Annotated in this window: 14 protein-coding genes; 9 read left to right on the top strand and 5 right to left on the bottom strand. The window is 65.7% G+C overall.

Annotated elements, in window-relative coordinates; translation table 11 throughout:
- Window positions 1–15: 15 nt before the first annotated feature.
- Window positions 16–564, bottom strand: a complete 549-nt coding sequence (locus OIU93_RS11465) for an acyl-CoA thioesterase (protein ID WP_264270211.1) — start codon at window positions 562–564, stop codon at window positions 16–18.
- Between the two features lie 142 nt (window positions 565–706).
- Here OIU93_RS11465 and OIU93_RS11460 point away from each other — a divergent pair, with 142 nt between their 5' ends.
- On the top strand, window positions 707–2,002 hold the full coding sequence (locus tag OIU93_RS11460) for an MFS transporter (RefSeq protein WP_264270210.1): 1,296 nt from the start codon (window positions 707–709) through the stop codon (window positions 2,000–2,002).
- A 220-nt stretch (window positions 2,003–2,222) separates the two neighbouring features.
- A complete protein-coding gene (locus tag OIU93_RS11455; protein WP_264270209.1) occupies window positions 2,223–3,401 on the top strand; it encodes a metallophosphoesterase family protein in 1,179 nt (392 codons plus the stop codon).
- A gap of 23 nt (window positions 3,402–3,424) precedes the next feature.
- On the opposite strand, the gene OIU93_RS11450 is transcribed toward OIU93_RS11455, so the two are convergent.
- Entirely contained in the window at window positions 3,425–5,260 is a 1,836-nt protein-coding gene (locus tag OIU93_RS11450) for a glycoside hydrolase family 15 protein (RefSeq protein WP_264270208.1), read from the bottom strand.
- A gap of 119 nt (window positions 5,261–5,379) precedes the next feature.
- Here OIU93_RS11450 and OIU93_RS11445 point away from each other — a divergent pair, with 119 nt between their 5' ends.
- From OIU93_RS11445 to OIU93_RS11430, 4 genes are all read left to right on the top strand, one after another.
- Window positions 5,380–6,756, top strand: a complete 1,377-nt coding sequence (locus tag OIU93_RS11445; RefSeq protein ID WP_264270207.1) for a histidine kinase — start codon at window positions 5,380–5,382, stop codon at window positions 6,754–6,756.
- The gene (locus tag OIU93_RS11440; RefSeq protein ID WP_264270206.1) at window positions 6,753–7,451 is read left to right on the top strand and encodes a response regulator transcription factor; all 699 of its coding nucleotides are present in this window, start codon (window positions 6,753–6,755) and stop codon (window positions 7,449–7,451) included. The genes OIU93_RS11445 and OIU93_RS11440 overlap by 4 nt, the downstream gene beginning before the upstream one ends.
- Before the next feature lie 137 nt (window positions 7,452–7,588).
- Window positions 7,589–8,470: an ABC transporter ATP-binding protein gene (locus OIU93_RS11435; protein WP_264270205.1), complete on the top strand. Its 882-nt coding sequence runs from the start codon at window positions 7,589–7,591 to the stop codon at window positions 8,468–8,470.
- The gene (locus tag OIU93_RS11430) at window positions 8,467–9,705 is read left to right on the top strand and encodes an ABC transporter permease (RefSeq protein ID WP_264270204.1); all 1,239 of its coding nucleotides are present in this window, start codon (window positions 8,467–8,469) and stop codon (window positions 9,703–9,705) included. The genes OIU93_RS11435 and OIU93_RS11430 overlap by 4 nt, the downstream gene beginning before the upstream one ends.
- Window positions 9,706–9,763: 58 nt before the next feature.
- Here the strand turns inward: OIU93_RS11430 and OIU93_RS11425 are convergent, their stop codons facing one another.
- The 3 genes from OIU93_RS11425 to OIU93_RS11415 all read right to left on the bottom strand — a co-directional run bounded on the left by OIU93_RS11425 (window position 9,764) and on the right by OIU93_RS11415 (window position 14,400).
- Window positions 9,764–10,027, bottom strand: a complete 264-nt coding sequence (locus tag OIU93_RS11425) for a helix-turn-helix transcriptional regulator (RefSeq protein ID WP_264270203.1) — start codon at window positions 10,025–10,027, stop codon at window positions 9,764–9,766.
- Window positions 10,027–10,707 carry a hypothetical protein gene (locus tag OIU93_RS11420; protein ID WP_264270202.1) on the bottom strand — a complete coding sequence of 227 codons (681 nt, stop codon included), beginning with the start codon at window positions 10,705–10,707 and terminating at the stop codon, window positions 10,027–10,029. The genes OIU93_RS11425 and OIU93_RS11420 overlap by 1 nt, the downstream gene beginning before the upstream one ends.
- Window positions 10,708–10,863: 156 nt before the next feature.
- Window positions 10,864–14,400 (bottom strand): proline dehydrogenase family protein, encoded by a 3,537-nt coding sequence (locus tag OIU93_RS11415; protein WP_372342913.1) that lies wholly within the window; start codon window positions 14,398–14,400, stop codon window positions 10,864–10,866.
- Window positions 14,401–14,627: 227 nt separating this feature from the next.
- Between OIU93_RS11415 and OIU93_RS11410 the strand changes: the two genes are divergently transcribed.
- From OIU93_RS11410 to OIU93_RS11400, 3 genes are all read left to right on the top strand, one after another.
- Entirely contained in the window at window positions 14,628–15,572 is a 945-nt protein-coding gene (locus OIU93_RS11410) for a LysR substrate-binding domain-containing protein (protein ID WP_264270200.1), read from the top strand.
- A gap of 180 nt (window positions 15,573–15,752) precedes the next feature.
- Window positions 15,753–17,270 (top strand): sodium/proline symporter PutP, encoded by a 1,518-nt coding sequence (putP, locus tag OIU93_RS11405; protein ID WP_264270199.1) that lies wholly within the window; start codon window positions 15,753–15,755, stop codon window positions 17,268–17,270.
- A gap of 192 nt (window positions 17,271–17,462) precedes the next feature.
- Window positions 17,463–18,983, top strand: a complete 1,521-nt coding sequence (locus tag OIU93_RS11400; RefSeq protein ID WP_264270198.1) for a S10 family peptidase — start codon at window positions 17,463–17,465, stop codon at window positions 18,981–18,983.
- Window positions 18,984–19,002: the final 19 nt, after the last annotated feature.

The raw sequence follows: 19,002 nt of genomic DNA, 5'->3' as shown, positions 1-19,002 counted from the left end.
CCACATGTACCGGCGTCAGACCCAAAGATGCGGTGCGGGCCTGCGCGCACCGGGCAATGCGGTGTCCTCGCGCCAGCGCGCGACCCACTCAGGCAGCACCAAATCCTCGGGCATCCTGAGGCCGGCCTTGGCGAGGATCTCCTCGTTGCCCACCGGGCCGTTCTTCGAAAGCAGTCGCGTGGCCATGACCGCCTGCACGTAGATTTCCCCGTTGGCGACCATGCGCTGCTCGAAGTAGATGCACTTGTCGTCCATGCCCAGGATGCGGGTTTCCTGCGTGAACTTCTGGTTGAAGACCACTGACTTGCGGAAGGTGATGGTCTCGGACTGGACCACGGGACTCCACTTGTTCTTCTTCATGATGTCCCACACCCCGGCACGGACCATCAGGTCGAAGCGGCCCAAATCGAAGAGGGAAAAGTACATCCCATTGTTGATGTGCCCGGCAATGTCGATGTCGGTGAGCAGGGCGCGCATCGACATGGAAGAGGTATCGAACATCGAAACCTTGGGGCGTTTACGTGCCGTGGCCAGCACGATCAGGAGGCGAAAGAGTGCATGCATGAACCCCATACTACTCATCAGTAACTTGACTGTCATCCACCTCACACGGACAGTGATTGACATTCATCAATGGGGGGCCGCAAAATTGGTCATGGGCACCACCGTGCTTTGACCCCGCACACCCATCTTCAGGACCCCCACCATGGCCCCGCGCGCGCTACGACCCTTCGCCCATCGCGACTATCGCATCCTCCTGATCGCGATGGCCATCAGCGTCTTTGCCCATGGCATGTGGGCGGTGGCGATGGTCTATCAGGTCAAGCACCTGGGTGGAGGGCCGGCCCAGCTTTCAGTGGTGGCCACCGCAACGTCCCTGGGCCTGCTGGGCTTCGTGCTTGTTGGCGGCATTACCGCCGACCGGGTTAGCTGCCGAAAGATCATCATTCTCGTCGAGGCCGTCTCGCTATTCGTGATGGCCACCGTGGCCACGCTCGCCCTCACCGGGGCCATGGAGCTCTGGCACCTTGCCGTGGCCGGTTTCATCCAGGGTGCCGGTGCAGCGTTCTTCTTCCCCGCATATTCCGCACTGCTGCCCCGCATCCTGCCGGCCGACGACCTGCTGGCGGCGAACGGCATGGAGGGAATGTTCCGTCCGGTCCTGCAGCAGGCAGCGGGTCCCGCCATTGCCGGTGTGCTGGTTGCCTCATTCAATCCGTCAATGGCGGTTGTCGGGATAGCAGCCTGCCACGTTGTCGCGTTCCTGGTCCTGAACATGCTGGGACACCACAAGGCCTACGACGCGCACCTTAAACCCAACCAGAAGCGCCCAAGCGCCCTGGCCGACCTGCGCGAGGCCGTCGGGTACACCGTGGGCACCCCCTGGTTGCTCTGGACCCTGCTCTTCGCCGTCATCTCGGTGCTCAGCTTCATCGGCCCCATCGAGGTGCTGCTGCCCTTCGTCGTGGAGGACCAGCTGGGCGGGGACGCCAAAACCTTCGGGTTCATGCTCGCCGCCTACGGCATCGGCAGTGCCATCGGCTCCATGGTGACCTCCTCCTTCCCGCTGCCGCGGCGCTACCTCACCTTCATGATCATGTTTTGGGGATTCGGCACGCTGCCGCTGGCGCTGATCGGGCTGACCAGCACACCGCTGGCACTGGCCATCATCATGGTCATCCCGGGCATCACCGGCGGACTCGGACAGGTCATCTGGGGCACGCTGTTGCAGCGCCGGGTCCCGCACCACATGCTGGGCAGGATCTCCTCGCTGGACTTCTTCGTCTCGCTGGCACTCATGCCGGTGTCGATGGCGTTGGCCGGACCGCTGGCCGAAGTCATTCCCCTGTGGATGATCTTCGTGGTGGCGGGCGTGGCATCCCCGGTGATCGGGATCATTGCCTGGTTCGCCGGACGAATGTACCGGGACGAGATCGAGCATCCCCTCGACCGGTTTGACGCTCCCCAACAGACGGACGCGTCACCCGCCATCGACCTGTGATTGTGTGCCGGCCGCCCCGCGGCCGGCACACACCGCCTACAGGTACGGGCAGGTGATGCACTCGATTCGGCGCATCCGCCCTTGTGGCCACGTGGCGGGCACCCGGGGGCCACCAATGCTTAACCTTCCGGACACCCATCCTTTCTAAGGTCTAGTACACGACCTCGAGCCCTCGCGTTCGACAATCCCCTCTGGTTGTTACCCGTTTGAAAGGCACAGCATGAAAACCCCTTCGTCCGTCCCCCGCCGTGGCGTCCTTCTCGGCGGTACCGCCGCCGCTGTCTCCGGCATCCTTGCCGTCGGATCCCGTCCGGCCATGGCAGCCTCTCCCAAGAAGCAGGGCTCCCCGGCGAGCGCGAAAATGAAGTTCGGCCAGGACGGCAAGTTCAAGATCGTCCAGTTCAACGACACCCAGGACGGTCCGCGGACCGATCGTCGCACCCTTGAACTCATGGACGCCGTGCTGGACTCCGAGAAGCCGGGCTTCGTGGTCATCAACGGGGATGTCATCAACGGCTCCCCCGCCAACGCGACGGAGGTCAAGCAGGCCATCAACAACGTCGTGATGCCCATGGAATCACGGAAGATCCCGTGGGCGCTGACCTTCGGCAACCACGACGAGGATTCCCTGTCCAAGGGCACGAAGATGACCGAGGCCAAGATCCTTGACTTCATCCGCGGCTACGACCACAACGTCAACACCAAGGAAGACAGCACCTTCGGTTCCTCGAACTCCCAGCTGCTGATCGCCTCCTCGCGCAGCAGCAAGCCGGCCTTCGGCGTTTGGCTGCTGGACTCGGGACGCTACGCCCCGGAGACCATCGGCGGGCAGGACTTCGAGGGACTGAAGTCCTACGACTGGATCCGCCCGGAACAGATCGACTGGTACCGCGAGACCTCCCGCGCCACCGAAGTGCAGCACGGCAAGGTCCAGTCGCTGATGTTCTTCCACATCCCCCTGTGGGAGCACCACCACATGTGGTACGGATCCCAGTTCTCCTCCAACGACGCGGACCACGCCAAGGCCGTGAAAAAGCACGGAATCGTGGGCGTGAAGAACGAGGACGTCTACGTCGGGGCGTTCAACTCGGGCCTGTTCACCGCGTTGCAGGAACGCGGCGACGTGCGCGGCGCATACTGCGGGCACGACCACATCAACACCTTCATGGGCGACTACTACGGCATCGAGCTGGGCTACGGCCCGGGAACGGGCTTCGGCACTTATGGCCTCGGCGGTGCCGAGGAGCACAGCCTGCGTGGCGCACGTGTCTTTGAGCTCGACGAAAAGCAGGAGGGCGTCTACACCGGCACCCGGGTCCTCTTCGCCAAGGACTACGGCATCGACATGGATCCCCAGGATCAGCCGATCGCCGAACCGCTGCCGCTGCCCCAGCGCTAAAAGCGGAAGGCCGCGCCGCGATCCTACTTCGGGCCGCGGCGCGGCCTGGCCGGTCGGGCGCCGGCGGCCTCCTCGATGGCATCGGCGGCACGGATAAGGCCGAGGTGCGAGAGCGCCTGGGGGAAGTTTCCGGCCATATGGCCGGTGTCCGGATCGAATTCCTCGGCCACCAGACCCACGTCGTTGACGATCCCGGCGAGCTTCGCCAGAAGCCGCCGGGCGTCGTCGAGGCGCCCGGAATGCGCGTATTGCTCGATGAGCCAGCAGGTACAGACCATGAAGGTGTATTCCCCCGGTGGCAGGCCGTCGGTTCCGGCCTCGGTCCGGTAGCGCCGGACGAAGCCGTGCCGGCCCAGCAGTTCGCTTTCGATCCGGGCCACGGTGCCGAGCATCCGGGGATCCGCATAGTCGACGAACCCGACTTGCGCGAGGACCAGCAAGGAGGCATCGACCTCGGTGGTGTCGTAGGTCTGCGTGAACGAATTCAGTTCCTGGTTGTATCCCTTCGCCAAGATCTCGGCGCGCAGCGCATCGCGTGCGGCCTCCCACTTCTTCAGGTCACCGGTCTGGCCGTGGTGCCTCACCGCCCGGACCCCGGATTCCAGCGCAGCCCACATCATGACGCGCGAGTGCGTGAAGTACTGGGGGTCCCCGCGCATCTCCCACAGGCCGTGGTCCTTGCGCCCGAGGTTGGCGATCACGTCCGCGATCATCGCCTTTTGCAGCGGCCAGGAGAAGTGGTCCTCGCGCCCGCCCATGGTGCGCAATTCATCCAGGGCCACCATGACCTCGCCGACCACGTCGCCCTGGTATTGGTACACCGCCGCATTGCCGGTGCGCACCGGCTTTGCCCCGCCGTAGCCGGGCAGGTGCTGCAGGATGCGCTCGGGCAGTTCGCGCTCCCCGCCGACCCCGTACATCACCTGCACGGTGTGGTGGTCACCGGCGATGGCCCGCAGCAGCCAGTCGCGCCATTGCAGGGCCTCCTGCTCGTACCCGTGGGTCATCATCACCTGAAGGGTCAGTGCGGCATCGCGCAGCCAGCAGAAGCGGTAGTCCCAGTTCCGCTCGCCGCCGAAGAACTCGGGCAGCGAGGTCGTCGGGGCCGCGACGATGCCGCCGGTCTCGCGGTGGGTCAGCGCCTTGAGCACCAGCAGCGAGCGGCGCACCAGCGCCTCGTGGTCTCCGTGCGGCGGGATGTCCGCCGCCCAGTCGCGCCACTGGCGCGCCGTCTGTGTCATGGCCATGCCGATGTCGTTCGGCGCGGGAATCTCCACGTGGCCCGCGTAGCAGGCGAATTCGAAATCGTAGAATTCTCCCGCGCGGACCTCGAATTCGTCGCGGTGGGTATGGTGCTTGGGCTTGGGGAGCCGGGTGCCGTAAAGCACCGCGGCGTGCGGGCCTGCGACGGCGACCAGCGACTCCGTGCCGCGCTCCGGGTCGAAGTTGCGCCGGACCCAGGGCAGGACCTGGCCGTAGTCGTACCTGATGACCAGCTCGTGTTCAAACTTCATGGACCCCGAAAGCCCCTCCACGCGGCGCATGATGCTGGAACCGCCATCGCCCATGGGCATGAAGTCGGTGACCAGGACCTGCCCAGTCTTGCTGCCCCACAGGGTCCGCAGGACAAAGGAGGAGTCAAGGTAGTTGCGGCTGAGAACCTCGCCCTCGGTCGGGGCCAGCAGCCAGCGGCCGTTCTCCTTGGTGCCCAGCAAGGCGGCGAAGACCGATCCGGAGTCGAATCGGGGAAAACACAACCAGTCCACCGAACCGCGGAGTGAGACCAACGCCGCGGTGCGCTGGTCCGAGAGCAGGGCGTAGTCTTCGATCAATGTGGCCATGGCCCCACCCAATCGCATTTGTCTGCTCCAGACAAGGGATTTTGGCTGCCACGCCGCATCGGGAGCCCGCGCCTGAAGCGCCATGCGATAGGTTCATGGGTGGGATGATGACCGGCTATGTGCCCCGAGGACGAACCATGAAATTCCTGGCCTTGCGCCAACGCTTCCTGCCCGGCGACTTTCCGCCCGAGGAATTCGAACGCCCCCTGCCGTCCCGTGAACTGCTCCGGCGCGATGTCTGGGTCACGCTTCTGGTCATGGCCGCCGCGCTGCTCGGCATGGAAATGATGCTCAGCTTTGCCCCGGCCGAGGATGCCCCGGACCGGATTCCCAGCTATCTGGCCATGTGCGCGCTGACGGCACCCTTGGCGCTTCGCCGGCGCTTCCCGATTGGTTCCATGCTGGTGCTTTCGGCAATGTTCCTGGGGTTCGGGATCTGGATGCCGGCCGTCATGATGCAGCTCGCACCGCAGATCACCTACTTCGTCGGACTCTATTCGGCCGTCACCTGGGCGCGGGACAGGCGCGCCCTGCGCCTCGCGCTGACCGGGGTCATCCTGGCCATGTTTCTCTGGCTGGTCGTTGGGATCACCAACGCCAAGCTGGTGTTCGGCGAGGAGCTGGACCTGCCCATGGCCATCGAAACCTCGGGCTTCATTGACCCGGTGATTGCCTATGCCGGTTACTCGTTCCTGGTCAACCTGTTCTACTTCGGCGGGGCCACGTTCCTGGGACTCATGTCTTGGCGCAGCGCCTGGCAGCACGAGATCGTCGTGGAGCAGGCCGCGAAGCTCGAGGAGCAGGCAGTGGAGCTGGCGCGCCGCGCCGTCATCGACGAGCGCCTGCGCATTGCGCGCGAACTGCATGACGTGGTTGCCCACCACATCTCGGCGGTCGGCGTGCAGGCGGCGGCCGCCCGCATGGTCCAGCCCCGGGATCCGGGGCGTGCCGCGGAGCTGATGCACGGCATCGAGGATTCTGCCCGACAGGCGGTGGGCGAAACCCGCTCGCTGCTGCGGGTCCTGCGGCACGGGGAAACGGATCTCGGGGATTCCGCCCAGCGCTCCCCCGAGCCCTCGCTCGCGGAGCTTCCCGTCCTGGCCGAGCAGTCGGCCCGCGCCGGGGTGAAGGTCGAGCTGATCCAGGTCGAGCACCGCGAGGGGTTTTTCGAGCAGGCCGGCGCCGGGCTCGGACTGGCGCTCTACCGGATCGCCGCCGAATCACTGGCCAATGTGCGCGAGCATTCCACGGCCCGCACCGCTGTCCTGTCCCTGCGCAGCGGCAGCGACGCGAACGGCGAATGGGCGGAGGTCGAGGTCACCGACGACGGCAGCCCGCGGCCCGGGACGGCCGGCAGCGGCTTTGGCCTGCGCGGCATCAGGGAACGCGCCGAATTGCACCATGGGCAGGTGGACATCGGCCCGCGTTCCCCCACCGGCTGGCGGACCCGCGCACGGCTTCGGTCCCTGAACACCAATACCGTGGCCGAGGCCACCGAAGGAGCAACCCCATGAGCAGGATCCGCATCCTGGTGTGCGACGACCAGCCGCTGATCCGTTCCTCCCTGGAATTGATCCTCGGCACCGATGCGGACCTTGAGGTGGTCGGCACCGCGGCCGATGGACGGGCAGCGGTGGCCGCGGCGCTGGAGCTGCAGCCCGACGTGGTGCTCATGGACATCCAGATGCCGGAGCTCGACGGCGTCGGTGCCACCGCGCAGATCACTGCAGGCACCAACGCCAAGGTCGTCGTCCTGACCACCTTCGACCGCGACGACTACCTTTTTGCCGCGATCGACGCCGGTGCCAGCGGATTCCTGCTGAAAAACACCGAACCCGAAGTCATCATCAGTGCCGTGCACGCGGCGGCCGCTGGGAACGCGTTGCTCTCCCCCGAGGTCACGATGCGCATCATCCGGCGGGGCACCGCGACGGCACAACCTCAGTCGAAGCGAACCCCGGTCCCTGCGGGAGCGGCGGAGCCCCACGACCAGCGGATCCTGGACGAGCTGACAGCGCGGGAACGCGAAGTGCTCGTCAAGTTGGCCGGCGGCCTGTCCAATGCGGAAATCGCAACCTCACTCTACGTCTCCGAGGCCACGGTCAAGACCCACCTGTCCAACATCCTGGCCAAGGCGGGACTGCGGGACCGGGTGCAGGCCGTGGTCTTCGCCTACCGTGCCGGGCTCATCCCTTCGACGGAGCCCTGAACCCGGTTCTGCCCCACGTCCGGAACCGAATTTCATTCCTTTGAAGGATCCTTGACGACCATGCCGCGGCATAGATTGGAGGACAGGATCGGGCCCGCCGCGGGCCGGCACCATGCATACCGAAGGAATGAAGAACCATGTTAGAGGTAGAAGGTCTCACCCGGCGTTTCGGGGACCGGACGGTGCTGGAGGACGTCTCGTTCTCCGTCCCGGCCAACGGCATGACGGGATTCGTCGGGGCCAACGGCGCCGGGAAGACCACCACCATGCGCATCATCATGGGCGTGCTGAAGTCCCACTCCGGGTCGGTGTACTTCAACGGCACGCAGATCGCCGATGCCGACCAGGCGCGCTTTGGCTACATGCCCGAGGAACGCGGCCTCTATCCCAAGCAGCAGGTGCTGGACCAGCTCCAATACCTGGGACAGCTGCACGGCATGAGTCGCGCCGATGCCCGCAGCGAGGCCTTGGACCTGCTGGACCGCTTCGGCATTGCCGACCGGACCAAGGACAAGCTCGAATCCCTCTCGCTGGGGAACCAGCAACGCGTCCAGGTCGCCGCATCGTTGATGCACCACCCCACCGCACTGATCCTGGACGAGCCGTTCTCCGGGCTGGACCCGCTGGCCGTGGATTCCATGACCTCGCTGCTGGCCGAGCGCGCGGCCACCGGGGTGCCAATCCTCTTCTCCAGCCACCAGCTGGATTTGATCGACCAGCTCTGCGACAACCTGGTGGTGTTGGCAGGCGGCAGGATCGTGGCCTCCGGAACGGCTGCGGACCTGCGGGCGCGCGCCAGCGCCAAACATGTTGTGGTGACACCGCCGGATGCCGGGTGGCTGCGCGAGCAGCCAGAAGTGAGCGTCCTGGATGTGGCCGGCCCGCGTGCCCTGGTCGAGTTCGCCGACGACGCCGCCGCCCAGCGCGTCCTGCGCGCCGCCGTAGAACGCGGGGCGGTCACCGAGTTCGCCCCGCAACGTCCCTCGTTGGCAGAAATCTACCGGGAGGTCATCCGATGAGCAGCACAGACCTACGCACCAAGCCCTCCGAGGCCTCCGCCGCCGACTCCGTTGCCGAACAGCGGGGCGCGCCGTGGCTGATCGTGACCCTGCGCGAGGTCACGGTGAAGGTCCGCGACAAGTCGTTCATCATCACCACGCTGATCACCGTCGCGCTCATCGTAGGTTCCGTAGTGTTCGCCGGGATCATGGGAGACAAGAGCACCACATCGACGATTGCCTTCGCCGAAAACGGCAGGACCGCGGCTCTTGTGGCCTCGGCCAACGAGCTGGCCATCTCCAAGGACCAGAAGATCGAGTTGACCGCCCAGCCGGTGGCTTCCGGGGACGCGGCACTCGAGACGTTGCGCGCCAAGAACGCGGATCTGGTGCTCGCGCCCACCCCGGACGGCTACAGCCTCACCGGGCTCATCGACGTGCCGGGCAACATCAAGTCACTGCTCGCCGACGCTGCCGAAGCCCAGGCACTGGACTTCAATGCGGGCCAGCTGGGAGTCACCCTCGATGAGTTGACGGCTGGGTCCGCCGTGACCCAAGTACTGCTTGAGGGCGACCAGGAACGCAATTCGATGGCCATGGTCATGGGCTTCATCTTCTCGTTCCTCTTCTACATGTCCGCCATGATCTTCGGATTGCCGATCGCCAACTCGGTGGTCGAGGAGAAGCAGAACCGCGTCGTTGAAATCCTCGCCACGGCAATCCCCATCCGCCAACTGCTCGCAGGCAAGATCCTGGGCAACCTCATCCTGGCCATGGGTCAGTTATGCCTGTTCGTGGGCATCGGCCTGCTGGCACTGACCATGATGCCCACGGAAATCCCTTTCATCTCCGTCGTCATTGCCACCTCGGGATGGTTCCTGGCCTTCTTCTTGGCCGGCTTCCTGATCCTCGCCGCCGTCTGGGCGGCGCTGGGCGCGATGGCATCGCGGACCGAGGACCTGCAGCAGTCCACCGGCCCAGTCATCATGGTGCTGGTGGCAGTGCTCTTCACCGGCATGTACGCCAAGGGCTCCCTGCTGGTCGTCGCCTCATACATTCCCGTGGTTTCGTCGGTGGCCATGCCCATCCGCCTGCTGAGCAGCGATGTGCCGCTGTGGGAGCCGGTTGCCGCGCTGGCTATCGCCATTGCGGCGGCCTGGGCCATGGTGCTGCTCGGTGAACGCATCTACCGCCGGGCCATCATGCAGACCGGTTCGGCGCTGTCCTGGCGCAAGGCGCTGAAGCTGGAGGACTAGAGCGAAGGCTGTACTGGAGACACCCGAGGCGTGCGATCCCACGATGGGGTCGCACGCCTCAATCGTTGGCGACTCGTTTCAAAACCTGGTTCTCCAGTACCAGCAGCTCGCCAATCTCGCATTCCAGTGCCCGGCAGATGGCAACGAGTGTGCTGAATCTGATGGCCTTGGCCCGGTCATTCTTCAGCACCGAAAGATTCACGATGCTTACTCCGGCCAGCTCGCCCAGACGGGTCAACGTCATGGAGCGGTCACGCAACAGCTCGTCAAGCCGGCAGTGGACTCCGCTCGTCAAATCAATTTCGTCGTTCCTGCGGCCCATTAAACCAACCCGGCGGCGTCTAGTTGCATGCTGCGCCCGCGCCGCAAGACCAGCGACAGCAGGATCAAGACGACGCCGAGCGCCAGCAAAGAGTGGTTCGCATCCTGGAAACTGAACTCGGCCGAGGTCGCCAGCCAATAGCCGTCGCCGGAGGCGCCCGGGGTATCCGATCCGGAACCGGGGAATCCAAGCTCGGTGACAGCCAGGTGCGTCGAGAGCGTTTCGAGCCAGGGGGCAATCAATGCAGTGACGCCGGCCAGTGTCCCCAAAGCAAGCAGCATCCAATGGGCCATCGTCGTGAACGGTTCGTTCTTCCACAGGCGGCGACAGATCAGGATGACGGCCGCGCAGCCGGCAATGAACAGGAGGAAGTACAAGGCCTGGGCAGCAGCCAGCGCTAGCCGGGGCGCCAAGAGGCCTTCGTCGCTCTCAACGATTGCAGTGCCATACGTGGCCAAGGATGCCCCGGAGACGCCGCGTAGGTCCGGAACGTCGCTCGGTGGCGTCACCAGTGACGCTTCGAAAAAGAATGACCGCGTGAAGGTTTCCTCAGTGAACCAGGCCAAGTAAAAAACGGCCAGCAACCCGGCGACAGTCGCAACGCCCGAAACGGTCAGCAGGAATGTCCGTCCTCCGATGTGGCCAAGTCTTTGTAACGGAGGATCCAGGTCTCTGCTCACAATTCCCATCCTTAACGATTTGCGATAACAACGATAATCGTTAATGTATCGGCCGGGGACGACCGCCGTCAAGCATTGTCCGGCAGCACGCAGGAGGCCCGCGACTTCCCCCTTGAGGGGACTGCCACGGGCCTGCTGCGTTGGAGCTTTAGGTTACTAGATAACCGCGTCGCTCAAGTGGTTCGGGGTGCCGAAGCGGTGCGCGGTGATGGAGACCGCCTGCTCGTGCAGGAAGGTCAGCATTTCCACCCGCCCTGCGGAAACCACGTTGTTGCCGTAGATGGCGACATCGGGCTTGCCTCCGGTGGCCTCGGCCACGTCCAGGACCGAGCCGCCGATCAGGCGGATGCGGGCCGCGGAATCCGGGCCGGTTTTGGCGGCCAGGCGGGCGGCGCGGGCGCCGAAGGCCTGGGCATCCTCAACCACGACGGTGGCAGAGGATTCGGCGAGCACCGTGCGGATTGCCGAGGGAATCTCGACCGCGGAGGAAACCGTGACGCGGGATCCGGCGGCGATGCCTGCGGCAACAACGCGGAGCAGTTCGGCGATGCCGTGCCCCGAGGTCTCGTTCTCGAAGCGCACGGTCACCGGCAGGGCGCGGTAGCGGAACACGTTGCGCTCGGCGTGCAGGCCGGAGACGTCCTTGGCGGTGTTGAACTCAGTGGTCCAGGCGGCGTTGTCCGACGCCAAGGCACCCTCGAGCCAGGAAAGATCGGCCTCGGCGATGTCGGTTCCGCGCGCGGCGTTCAGCAGTGCGGTCGAGGTGGCCGAAAGCTGGCCGGCCTGTGCCACCGGGGCGTCTTCCCAGGAGCCCATGCCCACCAGGTAGTTCGGTCCGCCCGCCTTGGTGCCGGCACCGATGGCCGACTTCTTCCAGCCGCCGAAGGGCTGGCGCTGCACGATGGCACCGGTGATGCCGCGGTTGATGTAGAGGTTGCCGGCCTGGATGTTCTCCAGCCAGTAGGCCATCTCCCCCGGATCCAGCGAGTGCAGGCCGCTGGTCAGTCCGTAGTCGATGTCGTTGACGATGGAGACGGCCTCTTCGAGGGTCTCTGCGGTCATCACGCCGAGGATCGGGCCGAAGTACTCGGTCAGGTGGTACTCGGAACCGCGCTTGACGCCGGAGCGCACACCCGGGCTCCACAGCTTGCCCGACTCGTCGAGCTGCTGGGGCTCGAGCACCCACTTCTCGCCCTCGCCCAGGGTGGTCAGGCCGCGCAGCAGCTTGCCCTGTGCCGGTTCGATGACCGGGCCCATCTGGGTCTGCGGGTCCTGCGGGTAGCCGACCTTCAGTGAGCGGATGTCATCGATCAGCTGGTTGTGGAAGCGCTTGGAGTCCGCTGCCGAACCCACCAGGATCACCAGTGAGGCGGCCGAGCACTTCTGGCCGGCGTGGCCGAAGGCCGAGGCGGCGACGTCCTTGGCCGCCAGGTCCAGGTCGGCGTTCGGGGTGACGATCACTGCGTTCTTGCCGCTGGTCTCGGCCAGCAGCGGCAGGTCCTTGCGGAAGGAGCGGAAGAGCTGGGCGGTCTCGTAGCCGCCGGTGAGGATCAGGCGGTCGACGGCCGGGTGCGAGACGAGCTCGGTGCCCAGGTCGCGCTCGGAAAGCTGGACCAGCTGCAGGACATCGCGCGGCACGCCGGCTTCCCACAGGGCCTCGACCATGACCGCGCCGGAGCGTGCCGCCTGGCCGGCGGGCTTGATGATGACCGAGGAGCCGGCGGCCAGCGCCGACAGGGTGGAGCCTGCCGGGATGGCGACCGGGAAGTTCCACGGCGGGGTGACGACGGTCAGCTTCGAGGGCACGAAGGTGGCGCCGTCGATCGTGTACAGTTCCAGGCCGCGCTGGGCGTAGTAGTGGGCGAAGTCGATGGCCTCTGAGACCTCGGGGTCGCCCTGGTCAAGGGTCTTGCCGCATTCGGAGCCCATGACCTCAAGGAGGTCGGCGCGGCGGGCCTCGAGGGCGGCACCGGCGCGGTGCAGGATGGCGGCGCGGGCCTTGGCGCCCATGGCCTGCCAGGATTCGGAAGCCGAAACAGCGGTCTCGACGACAGTGTTCAGCTCGTCCTCGGTGTGGATCATGGCCTTGGCCACCGCATCAACACCGAGGGTCGAGCCGACCATCTTGTTGACGATCTCCCGGCCCCAGGCACGGTTGCCCGGCAGGTCCGGGTCGGTGTCGGGGGTGTTCTCGAAGTCGAGGGTGCCGTCGGCCAGCCCGGCAAGTTTGGCCTCGATGGCGGCGGCGTCGACCACGTTGCGGTCCTGGATGCGGTGCGGCGCCGGGATGCTGTCATCCAGGTCGGCCAGGGAGGCCAGGAAGCGGTTCTTCTCGCGCTCGAACAATACTTCGTTCTTGTCCAGCTCGAAGACGGCGGACATGAAGTTTTCCTGGCTGGCGCCCTCTTCGAGGCGGCGGATCAGGTAGGCGATGGCCACGTCGAACTCGCCCGGGTGCACGACCGGCGTGTAGAGCAGCAGGCGTCCGACGTCCTTGCGCACTGCCTCGGCCTGGCCGGTGGCCATGCCCAGCAGCATCTCGAACTCGATGCCGGCGGTGACGGAACGGCCCTGGGCCAGCAGCCAGGCCAGGGCGACGTCGAAGAGGTTGTGGCCGGCGATGCCGATGCGCACGTTTTCCACGTGTCCCGGGCGCAGTGCGTAGTCGAGCACCGACTTGTAGGAGGTGTCCGAGTCCTGCTTGGTGTTCCAGGTGGCGACCGGCCAGCCGTGCAGGTTTGCCTCGACCTGCTCCATCGGCAGGTTGGCGCCCTTCACGACGCGGACCTTGATCGGGGCTCCGCCGACGCCCACGCGCTTGGCGGACCATTCCTGCAGGTGGATCATGGCCGAGAGGGCGTCGGGCAGGTAGGCCTGCAGCACGATGCCGGCCTCGAGGTCGCGGAATTCTTCGCGGTCAAGGATCTTGGTGAAGACCGCAATGGTCAGGTCCAGGTCCTTGTACTCCTCCATGTCCAGGTTGATGAACTTCTTCTTGGGCGCGGAGGTGGCGGCCAGGCGGTAGAGCGGGATGAGCTTCTCGATGATGTGCTCGACGGCCTCATCGAAGGCCCAGTGGTTGTGCGGGGCCACGGTGGAGGAAACCTTGATGGACACGTAGTCGACATCGTCGCGGGCCAGCAGCTTGTGGGTGCCTTCGAGGCGGCGGGCGGCTTCGCCCTCGCCGAGGATGGCCTCGCCCAGGAGGTTGACGTTGAGGTCGATGCCTTCCTTCTTGATCTTGGAGATCGAGGCGCCGAGCTTGGCGTCGGTGGCGTCGATGATCAGGTGGCCGACCATCTCGCGCAGCACCTTGCGGGCGATCGGGACGACGATGCCCGGCATGATCGGGGCCATGGTGCCGCCGAGGGCGACCGCGGACTTCATATACCAGGGCAGGAAGGAGGGAACCTTCGGGGCCAGGGACTTGAGGTTGCGGGCCGCGACCTTCAGGTCCTCGGGGCGGATCACGCCGTCGACGAAGCCGACAGTGAAGTCCAGGCCGTTGGGGTCCTTCAGCACGCCGGCGAGCTGTGCGGCTGAGGCGTCAACCGGGACTTTCGAGCCCTCCGTGAGCCAGTGGCGCACCAGCTCGACGGTCTCGTCGGCCAGGTCTTGGGGGCGGACCAGGGGGGTGCCATCGGCGGCGAGGGCCGGTGGGACTACACGCACGTGCGAAGTCGATTGGGACACGGCTGCTTCTCCTAGGAAGAAAGGGGGCTGGGGAGCTACCACTACCCATCTTGCACACGAATGGTGTCGCATTGATAGGCGGGGTTCACCAGACAGTATGACCCTTTTCATCCCTTCAGCAAAAGTGAACAAAGCCGAATGTTTTCCTTCGGTTTTACCAATGTATTCTGGGGTGTCACCAACCACCGTGATCCACAGGGATCACCCGGCCCACCCGGGAGCCGACCATGCTGGAAATCCGACGCCTGCGACTGCTGCGCGAACTGAGCATCCGCGGCACCATCGCCGAGGTCTCCGACGCGCTGAGCTACAGCCCCTCCTCGATCTCCCAGCAGCTTTCACTGCTCGAAAAGGAGACCGGCGTGAAACTGCTGCGCAAGGTCGGGCGGCGCCTGCAACTGACCCCGCAGGCCGAAGTGCTGGTGGCACACACCGACGAATTGCTTGATTCCATGGAACGGGCCGAGGGAGACCTCGCCTCCACCCAGCAGGCCGTGGCCGGCACGGTGCGCCTGGCGGTGTTCCAAACCGCGGTACTTTCGCTGATCCCCTCGGTGCTGCGCGAGCTGCGCCAGGACTTCCCCCACCTGCGCGTGGAAATGGTGCAGCACGAACCGGAAACGGCGCTTCATGAGACGTGGGCACGGGATTTCGACCTGGTCGTCGCGGAGCAGTACCCCGGCCATGCGGCGCCGCACTATGCCACCCTGGACCGCAAGATCCTGGCCCACGACGCGATCCGACTGGCGCTGCCGGCGCGGGACGAGGCGATGCCTGCCGAGTTCCACCATGTCACTGCCATCGAGGCCGCCGCCGGCCTGCCCTGGGTCATGGAACCGCGTGGCGCGGCCTCGCGGCACTGGGCCGAACAGGCCTGCCGCATGGCCGGGTTCGAACCCGATGTGCGCTACGAGACCGCCGACCTGCAGGCCCACGTCAGGCTGGTCGAATCCGGCAACGCCGTGGCCCTGCTGCCGGACCTGGTCTGGGCCGCGCGCAAGCGCGATCTGCGCATCGTCGATCTGCCCGGGGCGCCGCAACGCACCATCTTCACCTCGGTGCGCCACTCCTCCACCCAACACCCGGGGCTGGTCGCAGTCCGCAACGCCCTGCATGCCCAGGCGGCCGCTCTTCCGGCGCCCACGGACGTCGACCCGGAGGCTGTAAGTTAGGTCACAAACAGGTAACGCCGGGGTGAGAGCGGCCACACGGCATCGAATTTTCCTGTCATACTCGAGGTCGGTTGCGAACGAACGGCACGTGCCACGGGGCAGTGCAACCATGCCCCCGGCAGCAAAACACGCCGAGGATCACCCTTCCCCGGCTCGCCCAACCTTCATGAGGTCCACAACATGTCCGACTCAACATTCCAGCTGATAGCCATTGCGGTGTATCTCGCAGCAATGCTGGCCATCGGCTACTTTGCGTTCAAGCGCACCAACGACATCGACGATTACATGCTCGCCGGCCGCGGGCTCAAGCCGGGAGTCGCGGCATTGTCCGCAGGTGCCTCGGACATGTCCGGATGGCTCCTGATGGGCCTGCCCGGCGCGATCTACCTCAACGGGCTGATCGAAGCCTGGATCGCGATCGGCCTGACCATCGGCGCCTGGTTGAACTGGAAGTTCGTCGCCCCGCGGCTGCGTTCCTACACGGCCGTCGCACAGAACGCGATCACCATCCCGAGCTTCTTTGAGAAGCGGCTGAAGGACAACAGCCACTTCCTGCGCATCGCCGCATCGGTGATCATCCTGGCCTTCTTCACCTTCTACGTTTCCTCCGGCATGGTGGCAGCGGGCAAGTTCTTCGAGTCTTCCTTCGGCTGGAACTACTTCACCGGCCTCTTTGTGGTTGCCGGCGTCACGCTGCTCTACACGCTCTTCGGCGGATTCCTCGGTGCCACCCTCACCGACGTGGCCCAGGGCCTGCTCATGTTCGCCGCACTGATTGCCGTCCCGATTGTCGCCATCTTCCAGATGGGCAACATCGGGGACCTCGGCTCCAAGATCAAGGACGTGAACCCCGAGGCACTGAACCTGTTCTCCAGCTTTAACACCACCAACGGGTTCCTGGCGGCAGTGGCCATCTTCTCCACCGCGGCCTGGGGCCTGGGCTACTTCGGCCAGCCTCACATCATCGTGCGCTTCATGGCCCTGCGCTCCCCGTCCGAGGCCAAGACCGCCCGCCGCATCGGCATCTCTTGGATGGTGCTCACCGCCGTCGGCGCCATCGTCACCGCATTGGTCGGCATCGCCTACTTCGCCGACAGCCCGGAGAAGGAAATCACCGACCCGGAGACCGTCTTCCTGCTGCTGAGCCAGATCTTCTTCCACCCCTTCGTTGCCGGCCTGGTGCTCGCGGCGGTGCTGGCCGCGATCATGTCGACCATGTCCTCGCAGCTGATCGTGTGCTCCTCGGCCTTGGTCGAGGACCTGTACAACATTGCCGGCAAGAAGCTCAGCCCCCAGCGCGAGGTCATGCTCGGCCGCTCCGGCGTGCTCGTCGTGGCAATCGTCGCCGCGGCGCTGGCCCTGAACCGGGACTCCAGCATCCTGGATCTGGTGTCCTTCGCCTGGGCAGGATTCGGAGCCGCGTTCGGACCGATCGTGCTGCTGAGCCTCTACTGGCGCAAGCTCACCTCCACCGGTGCGCTTGCAGGCATGCTCACCGGTGCCGTCACGGTCTTCGTCTGGGGGAACATCGACGTGCTCTCCTCTGCGATGTACGAAATCGTTCCAGGCTTCGTGCTGAACCTCGTCGTCGCCGTGCTGGTCTCGCGTGCCACGTACAAGCACAATGCGACCATCGAGGAAGAGTTCACCGCAATGGAAAATGAAGTCGAGGAGAACGCTCCCTACGTGGTTTCCTGACATTCGCCTCAAGCCGCGACAAAGTCCCCTCTTCACCGGTTTCGGTGTAGAGGGGACTTTCTTTTGACTTGGTAAGATCCGCACCGCCCAGGACACCGGCGAACACGCTCGCCTGCCGGCGGCAATGCATCGACCGCTCCTTCTTATGGCGGCCACCGCAAATCGAGGGACCGTCGCAGGTAGGATCTTGGCATGCCTGATGTTTCCGCAACCTCCCCGACCGCGCCCGAAACCACGCCCAAGCCCGATGTCGTGGACGACTTTGTCACCCGGAGCCATCGCACGGCCTCCGGCCTGCGCTACACCAGCACCACCGGGCGCATGGTGCTGCGCAAGGAGGAGGACGCCGAGGGGAAGACCGACGGATTCAACGCCAAGGCGGAGATCTTCCTGGTGTCCTACACCGCGGACACCGAGGAGGCACCCGTTGCCGGGCAGGCGGCCAAGTCCCGCGCCAAGAAGCCGGCAGGCCCGCCCGCGGCCAACCGCCGGCCGGTGGTGTTCGCCTTCAACGGCGGCCCCGGTTCGGCCAGCCTGTGGCTGCACATGGGCCTGCTGGGTCCGCGCATCGTCGATTCCGGAGACGTGGGCAGCATGGCCGCCGCGCCCTACGGCGTCATCGACAACCCGGAGTCCTTGCTCGAGCACGCGGACGTGGTGATGATCGATCCGGTGAACACCGGTTTCTCGCGCGTGGTCTCCGGCGGCACGATTGACGAGTTCCACGCCTTCGAGTCCGACCGCGACCTGGTCGCCGAGGTCATCCGGCTCTGGATCACCCGCAACCAGCGCTGGCTCTCCCCCAAGTACCTGATCGGCGAGTCCTACGGCACGATGCGCGCCGTGGCGGTGGCCAGGCGCCTGCAGGAGGCCCACGGCCTGGCGGTGAACGGACTGGGATTGATCTCCACGGTGCTGAACCTCTCCACGCTGGACTTCGCCCCGGGCAACGACACCCCCTACGCCCTGCATCTGCCCACCTACGCGGCCATCGCGCACTACCACGGCCGGCACGGCAACCGCCCGCTGCAGGAGGTGGTGCGGGACGCCGAGGACTACGCCTCGGGCGACTACGTGGTGGCGCTGCATCTGGGCAACCGGCTCTCCAAGCGCAAGTACGACTCCGTGGTCAAGCACCTGGCCGAACTCACCACGCTCTCCGAGGCCTTCATCCGCCGCACCAACCTGCGCTGGGAGTACATGGAGTTCGCCACCGAGCTGCTGCGCGAGAACGGGCTGATGGTCGGGCGCATCGACGGCCGTTTCACCGGCGTCCCCCCGCGCCTGCAGGAATCGCACACCTGGGACGACCCGTCGCTGCGCGCCATCACCCCCGCCTATGCCGCGGCCATCAACCACTACGTGCGCGCGGAACTGGGCTACGAATCAGACCTGCCCTACGAGGTGCTCACCGGACGGGTGCACCCCTGGAGCTACGGCGGGTTCGAGGGCCGGCCCGTCGACGTCACCCGGGACCTGGAACGCCTGCTCATCGACATCCCGGATATGCGCGTGCACGTCGATTACGGCTACCACGACGGGGCCACCCCGCACTTCGCCGCCGAGTACGTGTGGGCGCACCTCGAGGTCCCGGCCGCGGTCCGGACCCGCTTCACGCACCACTATCACGCCGCCGGGCACATGATGTACCTGGATCCGGCCGTGCGTTCGGCCCAGCTCGCGGCCCTGGCCGAATTCGTCACCCAGGCGTAGACAAGCGAGGCCGGACCCC

Source organism: Paeniglutamicibacter sp. ZC-3 (assembly GCF_025847175.2).
GTDB lineage: Bacteria > Actinomycetota > Actinomycetes > Actinomycetales > Micrococcaceae > Paeniglutamicibacter > Paeniglutamicibacter sulfureus.
This window is presented reverse-complemented; position numbering and strand designations above follow the sequence as displayed.